This is a genomic window from Psychrobacter sp. van23A (assembly GCF_030845275.1).
Lineage (GTDB): Bacteria > Pseudomonadota > Gammaproteobacteria > Pseudomonadales > Moraxellaceae > Psychrobacter > Psychrobacter faecalis.
In genome coordinates this window covers 2,796,419-2,813,063 of sequence record NZ_CP132595.1, presented here as the reverse complement: position 1 = coordinate 2,813,063, position 16,645 = coordinate 2,796,419, and the positions used below count along the sequence as shown (strand labels likewise).

Annotated in this window: 14 protein-coding genes; 10 read left to right on the top strand and 4 right to left on the bottom strand. The window is 44.5% G+C overall.

Annotation, left to right across the window (positions count from 1 at the left end; translation table 11 throughout):
* The first annotated feature begins 112 nt into the window (after nucleotides 1-112).
* Nucleotides 113-796, top strand: a complete 684-nt coding sequence (nfuA, locus tag RAH45_RS11940) for a Fe-S biogenesis protein NfuA (protein WP_102076939.1) — start codon at nucleotides 113-115, stop codon at nucleotides 794-796.
* Nucleotides 797-1,054: 258 nt separating this feature from the next.
* The gene (locus RAH45_RS11935) at nucleotides 1,055-2,359 is read left to right on the top strand and encodes an O-acetylhomoserine aminocarboxypropyltransferase/cysteine synthase family protein (RefSeq protein ID WP_198328627.1); all 1,305 of its coding nucleotides are present in this window, start codon (nucleotides 1,055-1,057) and stop codon (nucleotides 2,357-2,359) included.
* Nucleotides 2,360-2,643: 284 nt separating this feature from the next.
* Here RAH45_RS11935 and RAH45_RS11930 read toward each other — a convergent pair whose 3' ends face one another.
* Together RAH45_RS11930 and rsmI are read right to left on the bottom strand one after the other, a co-directional pair.
* Nucleotides 2,644-3,663: an adenosine kinase gene (locus RAH45_RS11930; RefSeq protein WP_198328628.1), complete on the bottom strand. Its 1,020-nt coding sequence runs from the start codon at nucleotides 3,661-3,663 to the stop codon at nucleotides 2,644-2,646.
* A gap of 193 nt (nucleotides 3,664-3,856) precedes the next feature.
* Nucleotides 3,857-4,816, bottom strand: a complete 960-nt coding sequence (gene rsmI / locus RAH45_RS11925; RefSeq protein WP_198328629.1) for a 16S rRNA (cytidine(1402)-2'-O)-methyltransferase — start codon at nucleotides 4,814-4,816, stop codon at nucleotides 3,857-3,859.
* A gap of 158 nt (nucleotides 4,817-4,974) precedes the next feature.
* Between rsmI and RAH45_RS11920 the strand changes: the two genes are divergently transcribed.
* The 8 genes from RAH45_RS11920 to hisC all read left to right on the top strand — a co-directional run bounded on the left by RAH45_RS11920 (nucleotide 4,975) and on the right by hisC (nucleotide 13,139).
* Nucleotides 4,975-5,442 (top strand): YraN family protein, encoded by a 468-nt coding sequence (locus RAH45_RS11920; RefSeq protein ID WP_198328630.1) that lies wholly within the window; start codon nucleotides 4,975-4,977, stop codon nucleotides 5,440-5,442.
* Nucleotides 5,443-5,739: 297 nt separating this feature from the next.
* The gene (locus RAH45_RS11915; protein WP_238060236.1) at nucleotides 5,740-6,528 is read left to right on the top strand and encodes a BON domain-containing protein; all 789 of its coding nucleotides are present in this window, start codon (nucleotides 5,740-5,742) and stop codon (nucleotides 6,526-6,528) included.
* A 270-nt stretch (nucleotides 6,529-6,798) separates the two neighbouring features.
* Complete coding sequence (locus RAH45_RS11910; protein WP_305935757.1) at nucleotides 6,799-7,773, top strand: alpha/beta hydrolase; 975 nt, start codon at nucleotides 6,799-6,801, stop codon at nucleotides 7,771-7,773.
* 100 nt (nucleotides 7,774-7,873) lie between these two features.
* Nucleotides 7,874-8,125, top strand: a complete 252-nt coding sequence (locus tag RAH45_RS11905) for a BolA family protein (protein ID WP_305935756.1) — start codon at nucleotides 7,874-7,876, stop codon at nucleotides 8,123-8,125.
* Nucleotides 8,126-8,229: 104 nt separating this feature from the next.
* The gene (gene murA / locus RAH45_RS11900) at nucleotides 8,230-9,498 is read left to right on the top strand and encodes a UDP-N-acetylglucosamine 1-carboxyvinyltransferase (protein ID WP_306495296.1); all 1,269 of its coding nucleotides are present in this window, start codon (nucleotides 8,230-8,232) and stop codon (nucleotides 9,496-9,498) included.
* A gap of 95 nt (nucleotides 9,499-9,593) precedes the next feature.
* Nucleotides 9,594-10,289: an ATP phosphoribosyltransferase gene (hisG, locus tag RAH45_RS11895; protein WP_102077686.1), complete on the top strand. Its 696-nt coding sequence runs from the start codon at nucleotides 9,594-9,596 to the stop codon at nucleotides 10,287-10,289.
* 292 nt (nucleotides 10,290-10,581) lie between these two features.
* A complete protein-coding gene (gene hisD / locus RAH45_RS11890) occupies nucleotides 10,582-11,892 on the top strand; it encodes a histidinol dehydrogenase (RefSeq protein WP_306495295.1) in 1,311 nt (436 codons plus the stop codon).
* 113 nt (nucleotides 11,893-12,005) lie between these two features.
* Nucleotides 12,006-13,139, top strand: a complete 1,134-nt coding sequence (hisC, locus tag RAH45_RS11885; protein ID WP_198328635.1) for a histidinol-phosphate transaminase — start codon at nucleotides 12,006-12,008, stop codon at nucleotides 13,137-13,139.
* A 115-nt stretch (nucleotides 13,140-13,254) separates the two neighbouring features.
* Here hisC and RAH45_RS11880 read toward each other — a convergent pair whose 3' ends face one another.
* Together RAH45_RS11880 and RAH45_RS11875 are read right to left on the bottom strand one after the other, a co-directional pair.
* Nucleotides 13,255-14,961 (bottom strand): anthranilate synthase component I family protein, encoded by a 1,707-nt coding sequence (locus tag RAH45_RS11880; protein ID WP_201592331.1) that lies wholly within the window; start codon nucleotides 14,959-14,961, stop codon nucleotides 13,255-13,257.
* Nucleotides 14,962-14,963: 2 nt separating this feature from the next.
* Entirely contained in the window at nucleotides 14,964-16,199 is a 1,236-nt protein-coding gene (locus tag RAH45_RS11875) for a beta-ketoacyl-ACP synthase II (RefSeq protein WP_198328637.1), read from the bottom strand.
* Between the last annotated feature and the right edge of the window lie 446 nt (nucleotides 16,200-16,645).

Genomic DNA, 16,645 nt, shown 5'->3' with positions numbered 1-16,645 from the left:
GCATTAAAACGATAAGCCAAAATGATGGTAATTTCATTAGTCCCAACCTCACATAGACGACACAGTAGACGTGGCCAATATAACGCTTGTGTCATAACACATAGGAAGCATTATGAGTGAACACAATCCAACTGATACTCAAGTAAACCCTGCTGCCGATTACGAGTCAGCGTTAGATACTGAGCAAACCGAAGCTAAAAGTAACATCACCATCACTGAAGCGGCGCAAGGGTATTTGGCAGATTTATTAGCGAAGCAAGATACCGATGGTATCGGCGTGCGTATTTTCGTCGAGCATCCAGGCACACCGCGTGCCGAATGCTGCATGGCGTACAATCAGCCAGGCGAAGAAGACAGCGCTGATTTAAAATTGACTTATGATGATTTTTCGGCCTTTATTGAAGCGGCATCGGTGCCTTATTTAGAAGATGCGGTGATTGATTATAATAAAGACCGTTTTGGTGGGCAGTTGACGTTCCGTGCGCCAAACTCAAAAGTGCCAAAAGTTGGTGCTGATGCCAGTGTCGAAGAACGTATCAACTATGTCTTACAGTCTGAAATTAACCCAAGTTTGGCCGCTCACGGCGGTGATGTCCAGTTGCTTGAATTGATTGATGAAGAAGGCGTTGGTTTGACCGCGATACTAAAATTCGGTGGTGGTTGCCAAGGCTGTTCAGCGGTTGATATGACCTTACGTCAAGGCGTCGAAGTACAGCTAAAACAGCAAATTCCCGAGCTGACCCAAGTCATCGATGAAACCGACCACACGCGTACAGAAAACGCTTACTATAAATAGAAAATGACAAGTCGTTATAAAAATAGCGCCGATATCACCTAGGAATATGCTTATTAGTTTCTTTGCTTATAAATATTACTTATGAATGTTTGTTATTAAGAGATGAAAAATTTGCTATTCTTTTAATAAAGAAGCTGGGTTATGATTAACTCAGCTTTTTTTATGACTTTTTGTTATAACCAATTTTGATAAATGAAATATGGGTTTAATAACCTAACAATACCCTCTAAATATCCCATAAAATTTTAGGAGCACCTGATGAGTGACGGACAACCAGCTAAGCAGAATACCCAGCGCCTTGAAACCTTAGCTATTCACGCTGGCTATAGCGTCGAGCCAACCACCAAAGCGGTCGCCGTGCCTATTTATCATACCAGCTCGTATGCCTTTGATAATACCCAGCATGGCGCCGATTTATTTGATTTAAAGGTTGCTGGCAATATTTACACCCGTATCATGAATCCGACGACGGCGGTGTTAGAGGAGCGCGTTGCCGCACTTGAAGGCGGTATTGGGGCGCTAGCGGTTGCCTCAGGTATGGCGGCTATCACTTATGCGATTCAAACCATTTGTGAAGCAGGTGATAATATCGTCGCCGTATCAACGCTATACGGCGGCACTTATAATCTATTTGCCCATGCTTTGCCGCGCCAAGGTATCGAAGTCCGTTTTTTTGACCATAAAAACCCAGAAGCAATATGTGATTTAATCGATGATAAAACCAAGATGGTCTTTGCCGAAAGTATTGGTAATCCATTGGGTAATATCGTCGATATCCAAGCACTGAGTGACATCGCCCATGAATATGGCGTACCAGTGGTGATTGATAGTACGGTTGCGACGCCGGCGCTGTGCCGTCCATTTGAGTTTGGCGCTGATATCGTCATTCATTCATTGACCAAATACATGAGCGGTACGGGCACCTCAATTGGTGGCGCGATTGTTGATAGCGGAACTTTCCCTTGGGGCGATTATCCTGAGCGCTTCCCATTATTAAACACCCCAGATGAAAGCTATCACGGCGTAAACTTTGTCAAAGACGTCGGCGCAGCGGCCTTTATCGCTCGTGCTCGCGTGGCGCCTTTACGTAATACTGGCGCAGCAATTAGCCCACTCAATGCTTTTGGTATCATGCAAGGGATGGAGACATTGAGCTTGCGTATGGAGCGTCATGTGCAAAACGCGCAAGCGGTTGCTGAATATCTACGCGACCATGACAAAGTTGCTTGGGTAAAATATGCTGGTCTACCTGACCATCCTGAGCATGAGCTTGCGCAAAAATACATGAAGGGCACGCCATCTGCTATTTTAACCTTTGGGGTAAAAGGTGGCCTCGAAGCAGGCGCGCGCTTTATTGATGCGCTGCAACTGATTACGCGCTTGGTCAATATCGGTGATGCTAAGTCGCTCGCTTGTCATCCAGCCACAACCACTCATCGTCAGCTTAACGAGCAAGAGCTAGAAAATGCCGGCGTCAGTGCGGATATGGTTCGTTTATCGATTGGTATTGAGCACATCGAAGATATTAAGGCCGACTTAGAGCAAGCATTGGCTACGGCTTAGTCAAATATAAGATATTGCATACAGAGAAAGCCCATATTGATTTGAGATGGGCTTTTGCTTATTAGATGCTAAAGTTTTGTAGGCAATCCTAAATAAAAGCGCGAAAATATTATAAAGTGCTACTGGTGCAAATTTTCCTTGCTTGCTGTGCGACTTCGTCGCTCCAGAGGCTGCGCAAAATTTATCCCAGCAGCACTATCTTTTATTAGAGGTAAACTAGAAACGCCATCTCAGACACTTAGAAACTTAGATTTTAGCGCTTTAGTAATCAAATAATCCAGCCACTAAACCGTTAAAACGCGGCGCGAGATATCTTGATACTCTTTTGATGCGAGGCGTGGACCAAACTGCTGAATCACTTGGGCGGCGATTTCGCTAGCAAGTTGTCCGCATTCTGGCAAGCTATAATGCTGCGATAAAGCATATAAAAACGCCCCAGAATAGTTATCGCCGGCACCATTGGTATCAATAACATTTACAACAGCTGGCGTAGGAACCTCAAAAATTTCAATCTCTGACTCATCATTTGGCTTATGAGCGATGATAGCGCCATTGGGTCCATCGGTAACGACTGCTGTCTGACAATGCTCAAGTAAGGCTCGCGCCGCCGACTTATGCTGTTTTTTATCGGTGAATAATTTGGCTTCTTCACTATTACAAAATATCACCGCGACTTTATTGCCGAGCATATTAAGCAGGCCTTCTTTGGCAAACTTTACCACGGCAGGATCAGCAAAGCTGACGGCAATTTTGGCGCCATTGATACCAGCTTGTTGGCGTAGTTTGGTCATCGCAGGCTGGATACCTTCGGACATCGCCAAATAACCTTCTAAATATAACCAGCCAGCTTGGGTTAATGCTCCAAAGTCAACGTTATTAGCCGTAATATCGCTTGAGGTGCCAAGGAATGTTTGCATGGTACGCTCACCATCTTCGGTCACTGCTACCACGCATGAGCCAGTCACGCCGCCTGCATGGATGGATTGCGGGGAGGTGGCAACGCCCGCTTCATGCAAGTCTTTTAGGTAAAACTCGCCTTGCTTGTCATCACCGACGCGGCAAGCATAAAAAGGTTTACCGCCTAAGCTTGCAAAGGCATACATTGCATTGGCCGCTGAGCCGCCGCCTGCTTGTTTTGATGGCGCAATGTCGGCCAGTTTAAAATACGCCAATAACTGCTGCTGCTCTTCGAGTCCTGCAAGCGTCATATTGCCTTTGGTCAGGTCGGTTTCTTCTAGCGCTGCATCCGACAGCAGGTATTCGTGGTCAACCAAGGCATTACCTATTGCCATCACATCGTACATACTGTTTCTCTCCTCAATGAATTTACCAGTACTTAATTTACTGACATTTAATTTATCAATACTTAATTTATCAATACTTAATTTATCAATACTTAATTTATCAATACTTAATTTATCAATACTTAATTTATCAATACTTAATTTGCTGTTACTTAATCTATGGCTGCTTCGCTTAATTTTTTATAACTACAAACTATGCTGTTTGTAGTTCAAGCAGGCGCTGATAAAGTGCGTTCTTTTTGACGCCTGTGATATCAGCGGCCAAGGCAGCGGCTTTTTTAACCGATAAATCCTCTAATAAACGCTGTAATAATTTATCGTGGATACTGATATCATCATCGTCCTGCGCCATATTTACCCCAGCGACGACCACGACGATTTCACCGCGTTGCTGATTGTCATCAGCTTTGACAAATTCGACCAATTCGCCAAGCGTGCTTTTATGCACGGTCTCAAAGGTTTTGGTCAATTCACGGCAAAACGTCACTTCGCGCTCTGCACCAAAAATAGCTGCCATATCTTCTAAGCTAGCAACAATACGGTGCGGCGCTTCATAAAATATCAAAGTTTCGGTACGTGAATTGAGAGTCGTTAATTGTTTTTGGCGACCGTGGGTTTTGGCTGGTAAAAAACCAATAAAGCTAAAACGGTCTGAGGGCAATCCTGCAACCGATAGCGCAGCAATAGCAGCAGAAGCACCAATAATAGGAGAGACGCGAACACCAGCAGCATGAGCGGCTTGTACCAATTGATAACCGGGATCGCTAATCAGCGGCGTGCCAGCATCACTAATCAAGGCAACCGAATGACCTTGCTGAATCATCTCAATAATTTTGGGGGTTTGAATGGCGCTATTATGTTCATGATACGCCCAAAGCTTATGATGACCTTTTTGTTTAGCAGCGCCATCAGACTCGTTTTCGGCAGCATTTTTATTATGGTAACCCGTTCCTTCTTCGCTATCTTCAACCTTATTGCCTTTGGTATTAATACCAAAATGTGATAAAAGTTTGCCTGAGGTGCGTGTATCTTCACAGGCGATGATGGCAACTTGCTTTAAAACGTCAATTGCGTGCGGTGTCATGTCGCTTAAATTACCAATCGGCGTGGCAACGATATAGAGACAAGCTGGCATCGCGGTAGGGCTAGACATGAAAACCTCGGAGTATTAAGAAATTGTCTTAAGAAAGAGCATTAAAAACGCATATGAAAAGCGATTATGAAAACGCGAAAGTGGTTAGTTTAGCATGATGTGCTATGATAATTCTCAAATGTTCCGCTGACCGATAGCCATGATAATAAAAGCCCGTGATGGTAAATGACAAACCCTTAAACCTAACTTCACCGACCCAGCGTCAAGGCAGCCGTTTTGAGCAGCAAGCGTGTGCGTTTTTGCAAGCGCAAGGCTTGATATTGATTGCGCAAAATTGGCAACAACCAAAAGTGGGTGAGCTCGACTTAATTATGCTAGAAAAAGGGCAGGCGTGGTCGACACTGGTATTTATTGAAGTGCGGCAACGGCAGCGTTCAGGATTTGGTGATGCTGCCCTTAGCGTGACGAAAAGTAAGCAACATAAAATTATCAAAGCGGCGCGCTATTTTTTGCAGCAGCATCCTGAATATAATGACTTCGAGTACCGGTTTGATGTGATAGCCTATGATACTAATGTCAATACTAGTGCCAGTCATAAAAACAAGAGTAGTGAGGTTAAAGAAACGACGTCAAAAAACACTCAACCAGAATGGCTGCAAGGCGCTTTTATCGCGTCAGCGTGGTAAAAGGACTTTACGAATTTAAAATGCTGGAACGTTGATTTGGTTTAAAGGTTAAGCTAAAAAGTAAAATAAATAAAGCATCAAGCTATCGTTACCAAAAGCCTAACCGCCTAGCATAAAATTTCAGTAAAGTAGCGGCATTAAAAACGGTTCATTTAATCATATTCCTATCATTGTCATTATTAAGCATCAGCATAATTAATCGTTTTTATTATCAAGCTTAATTATTATCGAGCTTAGCCATTATCAAGCGTCACCCTATTAATCATTAGTTAATCATCACGCTCTAAGAGGTAAATCATGACACGGATGCATTTGCACACTGCTATTTTTGGTTCATCACGCCGTAAGGCGATTGGCGTTATGCTATTGACCAGCATCGTCGCCACAGGCTGTACCACCAACTATTTGACCAATAGCACAGAAGGAACGTATGGCGTACCGATGACCGAGCGCACTATTCCGCAGCGCCTGCTTGACCGCAGTATCGAGCATACCGTCAAAATTAACGTCTATGGTCTACAAGAAAATTTGCAGCAAATCAGCCGTATGAGCATTGATAGTTTTAATAGTGAGGTGCTGCTCACCGGTGAGGTGCCAACGCAAGAGATTAAGACAGAAATTGAAAAAGTGGTTGGCTCTATGCCAGACGTCCGTCATGTCTATAATGAGCTGAATGTGAGCGCCTCAAGGGGCTATAGCTCAACCGTTCACGATGGTTATATTACCTCCAAACTACTGGCAAAAATAGCCTCTAGTAATGGCGTAAAAGCCTCGCAAATAAAGGCGGTTACCAATGATGGTGTGGTTTATATTATGGGTCGCATGACGCCGACGCAGCAAAGCCATCTGATTGATATTGCCAATAATACCGTCGGCATTACAGAGCTGGTGCTGCTGACCACCGTCGTTGACGATAGAGGGGTAAAGATAGGCGAGGACGATATCATGTATGAAGAGAATTTAGCCAATCCTACCAGAGGGCCAGCGCTCGATAGTCGGGCAGCGCCTGAGGTCACAAGTGTAGTAGAGCCACCAATTAACGCTACGCCGATTATCGTCGACGAGAATGGCGCGCCCGTTAATTAGCCGTTATTAAGTTGTCATTATCAAGTTGCTATGTTTACCTTTATCAAAAGTCTTGTCTCGCTAATAAACACAAGAAACCTAAACACTCATAACAGGAACAGAACGATAAATCCCCAGTCTGCCAGTAAGATATAAAACGTAAAAAGTAGAAGTGTGGCTTTAGACAAAAACGCGCTAATTAAAATAATAAAAAATGAAAAAGCTGTGACTCTACTATTGAGTTTTAATCAACTATGACCAAACGACAAGCTTATAATAGGAATACTGGCGATGAAGGATTTAAGTAAAGCAGCCGTACAGCCTGTGCCAAGAAAAAATCGCCTACCTAAACCTATCAGCGTCGGTGTGACGGCAGCATTGGCTGTCGGCGGTATTGCGCTCGCGACTCAGCAAGCACAAGCGTTATCGGCACTGGCTGTTGTGAATGGTATCACCTCAAATGGCGGCGTTGGTGTCAGTAAAAATATCTTGTATGGCGACAAGCCTTTGCAGGATTTAGATATTTATTATCCCAAACCTTTAGCAAAAGCCATGCAGTCAAAAAAAGCGACTGCTGATAACCCAATTAACCACAGTTATCCGATGGTGGTTTTCGTCCATGGCGGCTCGTGGGAAAGCGGCAGTAAAGATGAATACGCCTTTGTTGGTCAGAGTTTGGCACAAGCAGGCTATGTCACGGCAGTGATTAATTATCGTAAAGCGCCTGAGCACGTTTATCCTGATTATGTGCAAGATACGGCGCAGGCCATCGCGTGGAGTTATAAGAATGCCGAAAGTTTACATGCTGACCCCAAGCGCTTGGCGGTGATAGGGCATTCTGCGGGCGCATTTAACGCGGTTGCTGCCGTCGCTAATGAAGACTTTTTAGCGCCGTATGGGGTGAAACCAAGCGATATTGCTGCGGTAATTGGTATTGCAGGGCCTTATAGTTATGACTTTCGTAAATTCAGTAGTGCCAGCGCTTTTGGGGCAAACGCCACGCCCGATAACATCATGCCAGACCGTAATATTAAAGGTGCGCAGCCGCCATATTTATTATTGACTGCTGAAAAAGACAAAGTCGTTCATATAAGCAATACCCTTAAAATGACACAGGCGTTAAAAGCGGCAGGCGTTAAGGTTGAAACAGGCGAAATCGCAGGTGCCAGCCATGCTACTAGTATCGGGGCGATGGCGCCACCTTTACGCTGGGTCAATGATGTGCGCGCGCAAGTGCTCAGCTATTTGGATAAAACGCTGCAATAGTTAAAGACAGTTGTAGAAGACAGTACTGTAAGATGGTCAAACTCTTGTTATAATGGCTAACTTTATATCCACCTATTAAACCTTTAAGGCAGAATATTCTATGAGCATGAACGCTGACGATTTGATTGCATTTTTACAAACTCACTTTCCTGATGCTTTTATTCAAGCTGCCAATCAAGGTACCAAGTTTGATGTACGGGTGGTTGATGCCAGTTTTGAAGGCAAGCGCGCAGTACAACGTCAGCAGTCCATTTACGCATTGGTCAATGACAAAATTGCTAGCGGTGATATTCATGCGCTCAATATTCAAGCCTTAACGCCTGCCGAATGGGAAGTGCAATCGCAAGGCTAAGCTTTTTTTATGACTAGGATTTGTCGCACCGGCAATGGATATTGCTGGTTTTATCATTTCTGGTTTTTCATATTTTTTATACTTATCGCTAGGTTGTCACCTTTATGGATCAATTTTTAATCACCGGTAGCAGTCGTATCGCAGGGGAAGTCACCATCTCAGGCGCCAAAAATGCCGCTCTGCCGTTACTCGCTGCTATGATTTTAGCCGAGACCCCAACGACGTTACATAATGTGCCATCGCTACAAGATGTGCGCACCTTGATTGATTTGATCGCTGGCATGGGCATTGATATTCAAAAGCAGGGTGACACTGTCGTTTGCGATACCAAGAATATCGATAATTTCTATGCGCCGTATGATTTGGTCAAAACCATGCGCGCCTCGATTTTGGTTTTAGGCCCTTTGCTGGCGCGTTTTGGCGAAGCCGAAGTGTCTTTGCCGGGCGGCTGTGCCATCGGCTCACGTCCTGTCGACCAGCATCTAAAAGCCTTTGAAGCCATGGGTGCTGAGATAAGCGTCGAAAATGGTTATGTCAAAGCCCAAGCGCCAAAGGGCGGCAAGCTTATCGGTTGTAATTTTTCATTTGATATGGTAACGGTTGGCGGTACGGAAAACGTTATTATGGCCGCGGCATTGGCAAAGGGCACGACCGTACTTGGTAACTGTGCGCTTGAACCAGAAGTGGTCGATTTGGCCAATATGCTGGTAGCGATGGGTGCTAAAATCAGCGGTATTGGTACGGCAACCATGACCATCGAAGGGGTTGAGCGCTTGCATGGCTGTGAATATTCGGTCGTACCAGATCGTATCGAAACGGGCTCTTATCTTGCCGGTGCTTTGATGACACGCGGTGATGTGCTGACCAAAAACACTTCGGCACTTTTATTAGCGCCTGTGTTAGAAAAATTTGAAGACATGGGAGCGATTATCACTACAGGCGATGATTGGATTCGGGCGCAAATGAAAGGTCGCCCACTACCAGTCAATATTCGTACCCAGCCACATCCGGGTTTTCCAACCGATATGCAAGCGCAGGTGATGGCGATTGCCTGCCTTGCTGACGGTACCAGCACCTTTATCGAAAATATCTTTGAAAATCGCTATATGCATGTGCCAGAACTCAACCGCTTGGGTGCATCCATTCAAGTAGACGGTCATACAGCTGTGGTTAAAGGCGTCGAGCACTTTACTGCGGCGCCAGTGATGGCAACAGATTTGCGCGCGTCGATGTCACTGGTCATGGCGGCGGCTTCTGCTGAAGGCGAGAGCTTGATTGATCGTATTTACCATATTGATCGTGGCTATGAGCACGTCGAAGAAAAACTGCGCGCGCTTGGGGTCAATATCGAGCGTATTAATACCAACGACTAAACTGGTTCACTAACCATTATTATCGCTATTGATACCTAATAAATTAATAACGCCTGTTAAGTAAGGCAACTAACTGTACACGGACACGAGTCATTATGACTGAAGCAAGTAACAGCTTACCAAATGATGGTTTATTAAATGAAGTAAATGAGGCGTTTTCAGGTTTGACACTGGCGCTATCAAAGGGTCGTATCTTAGAAGAGACGATGCCTTTACTGCGCGCTGCTGGTGTTGAATTGTTAGAAGACCCTGAGGCGTCGCGCAAGCTTATTTTCCCAACTTCAAACCCAAATGTACGCGTGTTAATTTTACGCGCCAGTGACGTGCCAACCTATGTTGAACACGGCGCTGCTGATTTTGGCGTGGCGGGTAAAGACGTGCTGCTTGAGCATGGCGCCAATCACGTTTATGAATTGCTCGATTTACAGATTGCCCAGTGTAAGCTGATGACAGCGGGCGTGAAAGGGGCGCCGCTGCCAAATCGTCGTCTGCGTATCGCGACCAAATACGTCAATGTTGCCCGCGCTTACTTTGCCAGCCAAGGTCAGCAAGTCGATGTGATTAAGCTGTATGGTTCGATGGAGCTTGCGCCATTGGTTGGTTTAGGCGATTTAATTGTAGACGTCGTCGATACGGGTAATACGCTGCGCGCTAATGGGCTTGAAGCGCGCGACCATATTTGTGATGTATCGTCACGCCTTATCGTCAATCAAGTCAGCTACAAGCGTAAATTTGCCCTGCTTGAGCCGATTTTAGACAGTTTTAAAAACAGTATTGCCAGTGCTTCTTAAATGAGCATTTATTCAGTATTGATAAAACACTGTTATTAAACGCTAGCAATCATTGATAATATCAAGCATGACTATACAAAAATTTAAACCAGTTTGGCGCTCTAGGATAGATATAGCGTGCTAAACTGGTTTTATTGTATTTGCTTGCTAGAAAATAAAAGCTCAGTATAATCTGAGTGAGATAACTAAGAATAAGCGGAAATAAGCAGACAGACCAAACTTTTCTTATTTCCTCTTTTATTCAAACTATTTTTTTATAGCCGACTTTTATGCTCACCTATAGGATTCAGTCATGCGCCAACTAAGTACCCAAGATGCTGATTTTGACAGTCAATTGACCCAGCTTCTCGCTTTTGAAACCGTCAACGATGTTGAACTATTAAAAACCGTTGACGATATCATTGCAAAGGTACGTCATGGTGGCGACAGCGTGGTACTGGCGTTGACCCAAGAGTTTGATCAGCATCCAGCGAAGGCGATGCAAGAGTTAGAGCTGTCTAAACAAGCGCTTGCTGATGCGTTTGCCAATCTTGATGATGAGGTAAAAAATGCGTTAATGACGGCAGCGACACGCGTGCAGACATTTCATGAGCGCCAAGTGCAAGAAACTTGGCAATATGAAGATGAGCTTGGCAATCGTTTAGGGCAAAAAGTCACGCCGCTTGATCGTGTCGGTATTTATGTGCCCGGCGGTTTGGCCTCTTATCCATCTTCGGTATTGATGAATGCGATTCCTGCCAAAGTGGCTGGCGTTGCCGAGGTAATCATGGTGGTGCCAGCGCCAAAGGGCGTGCTCAATCCATTAGTGTTGGCAGCGGCGCATTTGGCACAAGTTGACCGCGTCTTTACCATTGGCGGAGCACAAGCGGTTGCGGCCTTGGCATACGGTACCGAGACCATACCAGCCGTAGATAAAATCACGGGTCCTGGTAATAAATATGTCGCTGCAGCGAAGCGGGCGGTATTTGGTCAAGTAGGGATTGATATGATTGCTGGCCCTTCTGAAGTATTGGTCTATGCAGAAGGCGAGGCGCAAGATCGCGCCGATTGGTTGGCGATGGATTTATTGTCACAAGCGGAGCATGACCGTATCGCCCAAGCTATCTTTGTCACGACAAGTGAACAGCAGCTTGCAGAAGTGGCGGCGGAGATTGAAAAAGCCTTGGCAGAATTGCCAAAAGCTGATATCGCCCGTGATTCACTAAAAAACCGCGGCGCGCTGATTTTGGTCAAAGACCGCGTGGAAGGTATGGCGGTGATTAATCGCGTTGCCCCTGAGCATTTAGAATTGTCAGTTGATAACCCTGATGCGCTGCTGAATGAAGTTCGTCACGCTGGTGCTATCTTTATGGGTCGTCATACGCCTGAAGCGATTGGTGATTACTGTGCCGGTCCTAACCATGTGTTACCAACCTCTGGTACCGCGCGCTTTTCTTCACCGCTTGGTGTTTATGACTTTCAAAAGAAATCCTCGATTATTTATTGTAGTGAAGCGGGTAGTAAGCCGCTGGCTGCGACGGCGGATATTTTAGCGCAGCGTGAGGATTTAGAAGCCCATGCGCGCTCAGCCCGCTATCGCTATCGCTATCAAAAAGATAGCTAATAAAACAGTTAGGTAGTTGAGTTTTAATAAGCTGATTTTAATAATTCGATTTTAATAACCCAATTTTAATATTTACGTTTAATCATTTATGTGGCTAATGAGTAGGATAACTTATGAGTGAGTTAAAGATAGACACCAGACTTTGGTCATCTAAAGCGCGAAATCTGTCACCTTACGTCCCTGGCGAGCAGCCTCAGCATAAAAATTTGTGCAAATTAAATACCAATGAAAACCCATTTCCGCCGTCACCAAAAGTCGGCGAGGCCATCGCAAAAGTCTTAGCGCAGCAAGCCGATGAGCTGCGTTTATATCCTGCGCCTGAATCGGATGATTTGCGCGCCGCCTTAGCCGAGTTATACAACCTTGATATCAATCAAGTCTTTGTTGGTAATGGTTCTGATGAAGTATTGGCATTGGTATTTGCCAGCTTTTTCTTAAAAGAGCGCCCTGTTTTAGCGCCTGATATTAGCTATAGTTTTTATCCGGTTTACGCCCATACCTTTGGTATTGAGTTGGTACAAATCGCCCTAGAAGCCGATTTTAGTATCAGCCCTGATGCTTATCGTCAGCCTTGTAGCGGTATCATTATTGCTAACCCAAATGCGCCAACGGGTATGCTATTATCGCTTGCTGATATTCGTAAACTTGCTGGCGAGCATTCAAACTCAGTGGTTGTGATTGATGAAGCTTATATCGATTTTGCGCAGAAACAAGAAAATGGTTCAGATGCAGAAGTGTCGGCGATTAGCCTAATCAATGACTGCGATAATATCCTTGTCACGCAAACTTTTTCAAAATCACGCTCGCTTGCCGGTTTACGGGTCGGTATGGCGTTTGGTAATGCCTCGTTAATCGAAGCACTGACGCGTATGAAAAATAGCTTTAATAGCTATCCGCTCGATAAGTTGGCGCAAGCAGGAGCAACCGCTAGTGTCTTAGATGTCGAATATTTTACCCAGACCTGTCAGCAAGTCATTGATTTACGCCGAGCGCTCAGCGCCGAGCTGACGGCACTTGATTATGAGGTGTTACCATCGCACGCTAACTTTGTCTTTGCGCGTCCGAAAAATGGTGATGCTAAAGGTGTGGCGGCTGATTTGCGCGAGCAAGGTATCATTGTGCGTCATTTTGAGAAACCGCGCATCAATGAGTACTTGCGTATTACTGTTGGTACGGCAGCGCAGAATAAGCGTTTGATTGATGCCTTAAAATCGCTACAAACAGAGGCTGAAAGCGTTACTGAGTAATACCTTAATAATGTAAAGCCAAAACAACAAGTTATATAAATAAAAGAGCCTGCTAACGTTATGTTAAGCAGGCTTTCTATTGGTTTTTAATTTGCCTTTTAGATAAAGCGTAAGTTTATTGCTTTATATTGTTTTGAGCTAAAACGCCTAACAGGTTGCCGACTTTATCCAAACATTCTTGATATTCAGCATTGCAATCAGAAGCAACCGTGATACCACCGCCTGCCCATAAGCTGACACGTCTTTCTTGTTCTGACTTATCATTCGATAAGGTATTGGCTTGCAAAGTACGAATTAATACATTCCATTGACCGCTACCATCAAAGTTCATATAGCCCAGGGTGCCGCAATACGCACCGCGCGCGGCACCTTCTAGCTCTGAGATAATTTCAACAGCGCGTTTTTTTGGCGTGCCAGTGATAGAGCCAGCAGGTAAACTGCCAAACAATACTTTGAGCGGATGACTATCTGTCTTTAGCTCAGCGGTAATGGTGCTGACCATATGATGCACATTGCTAAAGCTTTCAATCGCAAATAATTGCGGCACTTTGACGCTGCCAATCTTGGCATATTTACCCAAATCATTGCGCAATAAATCAACAATCATGACATTTTCGGCACGGTCTTTTTCGCTATCGATAAGCTGCTGTTTATAAGCGTTGTCTTGTGCAGTATTTAACCCGCGCGGCATCGTCCCTTTAATGGGCTTGGTGCGTATATGGTGTTTGCCACTATTATTGTCTTTGATAAAGGTAAAAAACAGTTCAGGCGAGCAGCTTAACAATTCAAATTGATAATCTTGCGTATCAACGCTTATTTCGTTATCAATATGATTAACCGCTAAATATCCTGCAAACGGCGCTTGGGTATTACGATGTAGGGTAGGTAAGTAATCAATCAGTTTTACTCCGCTACCATTATCACTTAGAGTATTAAAAGCGCCTTGCCATGCTTGGGTGAGATTGATTTGATAGCAGTCACCTTGTTGCAGGTAGGATTGCGTTTTATCAAAAGCTTGCTGATAATCTCGCTTACTCCATTGTGCTTTTAATAATAAAGGCGTGGTTTTATAGGACGTTTCAAGTGCTGGTTTTTCTAAAGCTTGGTTAGATAATTCCTTATCCATTATATCTAAATATGAGATAAGCGTTTTAACCAGTACGCCTTTTTGTTCGTTATCAGTATCAGTGACGCTGTCTTTTATAGTGAGCTGCCAACTGGTTTGCTCAGCGTTTGGTGTTAGATAAATATCATAATGCCCTAAGGCGGCACAAGGCTGCACTGCGAGCTCTATTCGCGCGTTTGGGCTAAGCTCATAAGCGGCAATATCATAACCAATAAAGCCTATTAATCCATGCTGATAACTTGGCTGCTGCTCGATTTCTGTAGTTGAGGACGAGTTATTATCACAAGTATCATCTATGTCATAAGTCTGACTATAAGCAATTAAATCCTCTTGCCAGTCGCTATAACTCATATAGCTACTAATAATCGCTTGATTGGTCTTAGCATGGCTATCTAAACCATCACGGTAAGTTCTTATAACTTTATAAATAGGCGCTGGCTTATTAGAGTTTGCTGCATCATTAGAAAGAGGATAAACCGACCAGCTCATTTTTGGTAATAAACCGATGACAGGTCTTCCGTCGTTATTCAGCCAAACCAGTTGCCAATTTACATTAGGTTTTTGTACATATAAGTAACGTTGTAGACGGGGCATTAATTCGGCAGCAGTTAGCCCACCAAAACGCCAGCTAGGATAAGTAGCTGGCGATGGGGCAGATGCTGTCTGCTCAGTTTTAACAGGCGGAGCTAGAGGCATAGTTAAGCATCAAACTTTTTAATAATAAGAGTGGCGTTAGTACCGCCAAAGCCAAAGCTATTGCTCATAAGCGTTTTAAGCTCAATATCACGCTTTTCAGTGACAATATCAAAGCCTTTGGCAGCAGGGTCTAATTCTGTAATATTGATACTTGGCGCGATAAAGCCTTCTTGTAGCATCAGTAAGCAATAAATCAATTCTTGCGCGCCGACTGCACCCAAGCTATGACCGGTCATTGATTTGGTTGAGCTGATAGCAGGTACTTGACTAACATCATCACCAAATACTTTGGCAATGGCTTTAAGCTCAGTCACATCCCCTAGCGGCGTACTGGTACCATGGCTATTAATGTAGTCAACGCTTTCTAAGCCTGCTTCAGCAAGGGCGAGTTGCATACAGCGAACAGCGCCTTCACCGCTTGGTGCAACCATTTCAGCACCATCGGAGCTGGCGCCATAACCGACGATTTCAGCCAAAATATTGGCACCGCGCGCTTGGGCGTGCTCAAGACTTTCAACCACCACCATTGCCCCGCCTGCGGCAATCACAAAGCCATCGCGGTCTTTATCGTAGGCTCTAGAAGCAAGGGTTGGCGTGTCATTATACTGTGTACTGACCGCACCCATCGCATCAAACATACACGACTGCGTCCAATGTTCCGCTTCACTACCGCCAGCAAGTATCACATCGGCTTTGCCAAGTTGGATAAGTTCGGCGGCATGACCGATACAATGCGTCGACGTTGCGCACGCAGAGCTCAATGAATAAGAAATCCCTTGGATTTTTAACCCCGTTGCAAGCGCCGCTGATACCGAGCTGCCCATGGTTTTTGGTACCGCCATCGCACCGACACCGCGCAAACCTTTTTCGCGCATTGCATCGACGGCATTGACGATGTTTTCAGTTGACGCACCGCCCGAGCTTGCGACCACACCCACGCGCGGGTTATTGTTAATGGTTTCAAGCGGCAATCCCGACTGCTCAATGGCGTTTAACGCGCTGACATAAGCGTAAAGACTGGCATCACTAAAAAAACGCTTCAATTTACGGTCAATGCCCGAGGTATCAAGTTCTGCTTGATCAATACTACCGCTAACCTGTGATTTAAAGTCGTGCTCAGCATACGATTCATTGAACGTAATACCTGAGCGCCCTTGTTTAAGAGCATCGGTGACAGTCGCCAAATCATGTCCGATACAAGAGACAATCCCTGCTCCAGTGATAACAACGCGGCGCATATTCTATTCCTTATGAGTAACGATTTTTTGATAATGACCTTTAACAATCGCTTTTAAATGCTTATTTGACAGTCATTTTAGTGCGCAAAAACCTACAATAGGCTGCTTAAATGCTGTTTGATAAATAAAAGTACAACTGTACTTTGAGTGATGGCATATAATAACGTATCGACGGTTTAAAATCTTGGCGTAAGTGTAAAATAACGCCAAAATGGTCTTTATTTTTAAATGAACTTATTATCAAAGCAGGTAAAGTTTTTGGCCGTGTTAAAGCAGCAATGGCAGTAAAATTTCCGTTAACAGAGTAAAAATTATTTTTAGCTAAGACATATTTAATATATGTTGACGCTATTTATGGTTTAAAATAAGCGATACTTTTAGATACAAAATTGACGCTAGTGATAACATTGTTGGCACTGACAGTTATCGTAAGCGTTGGCTAAAAT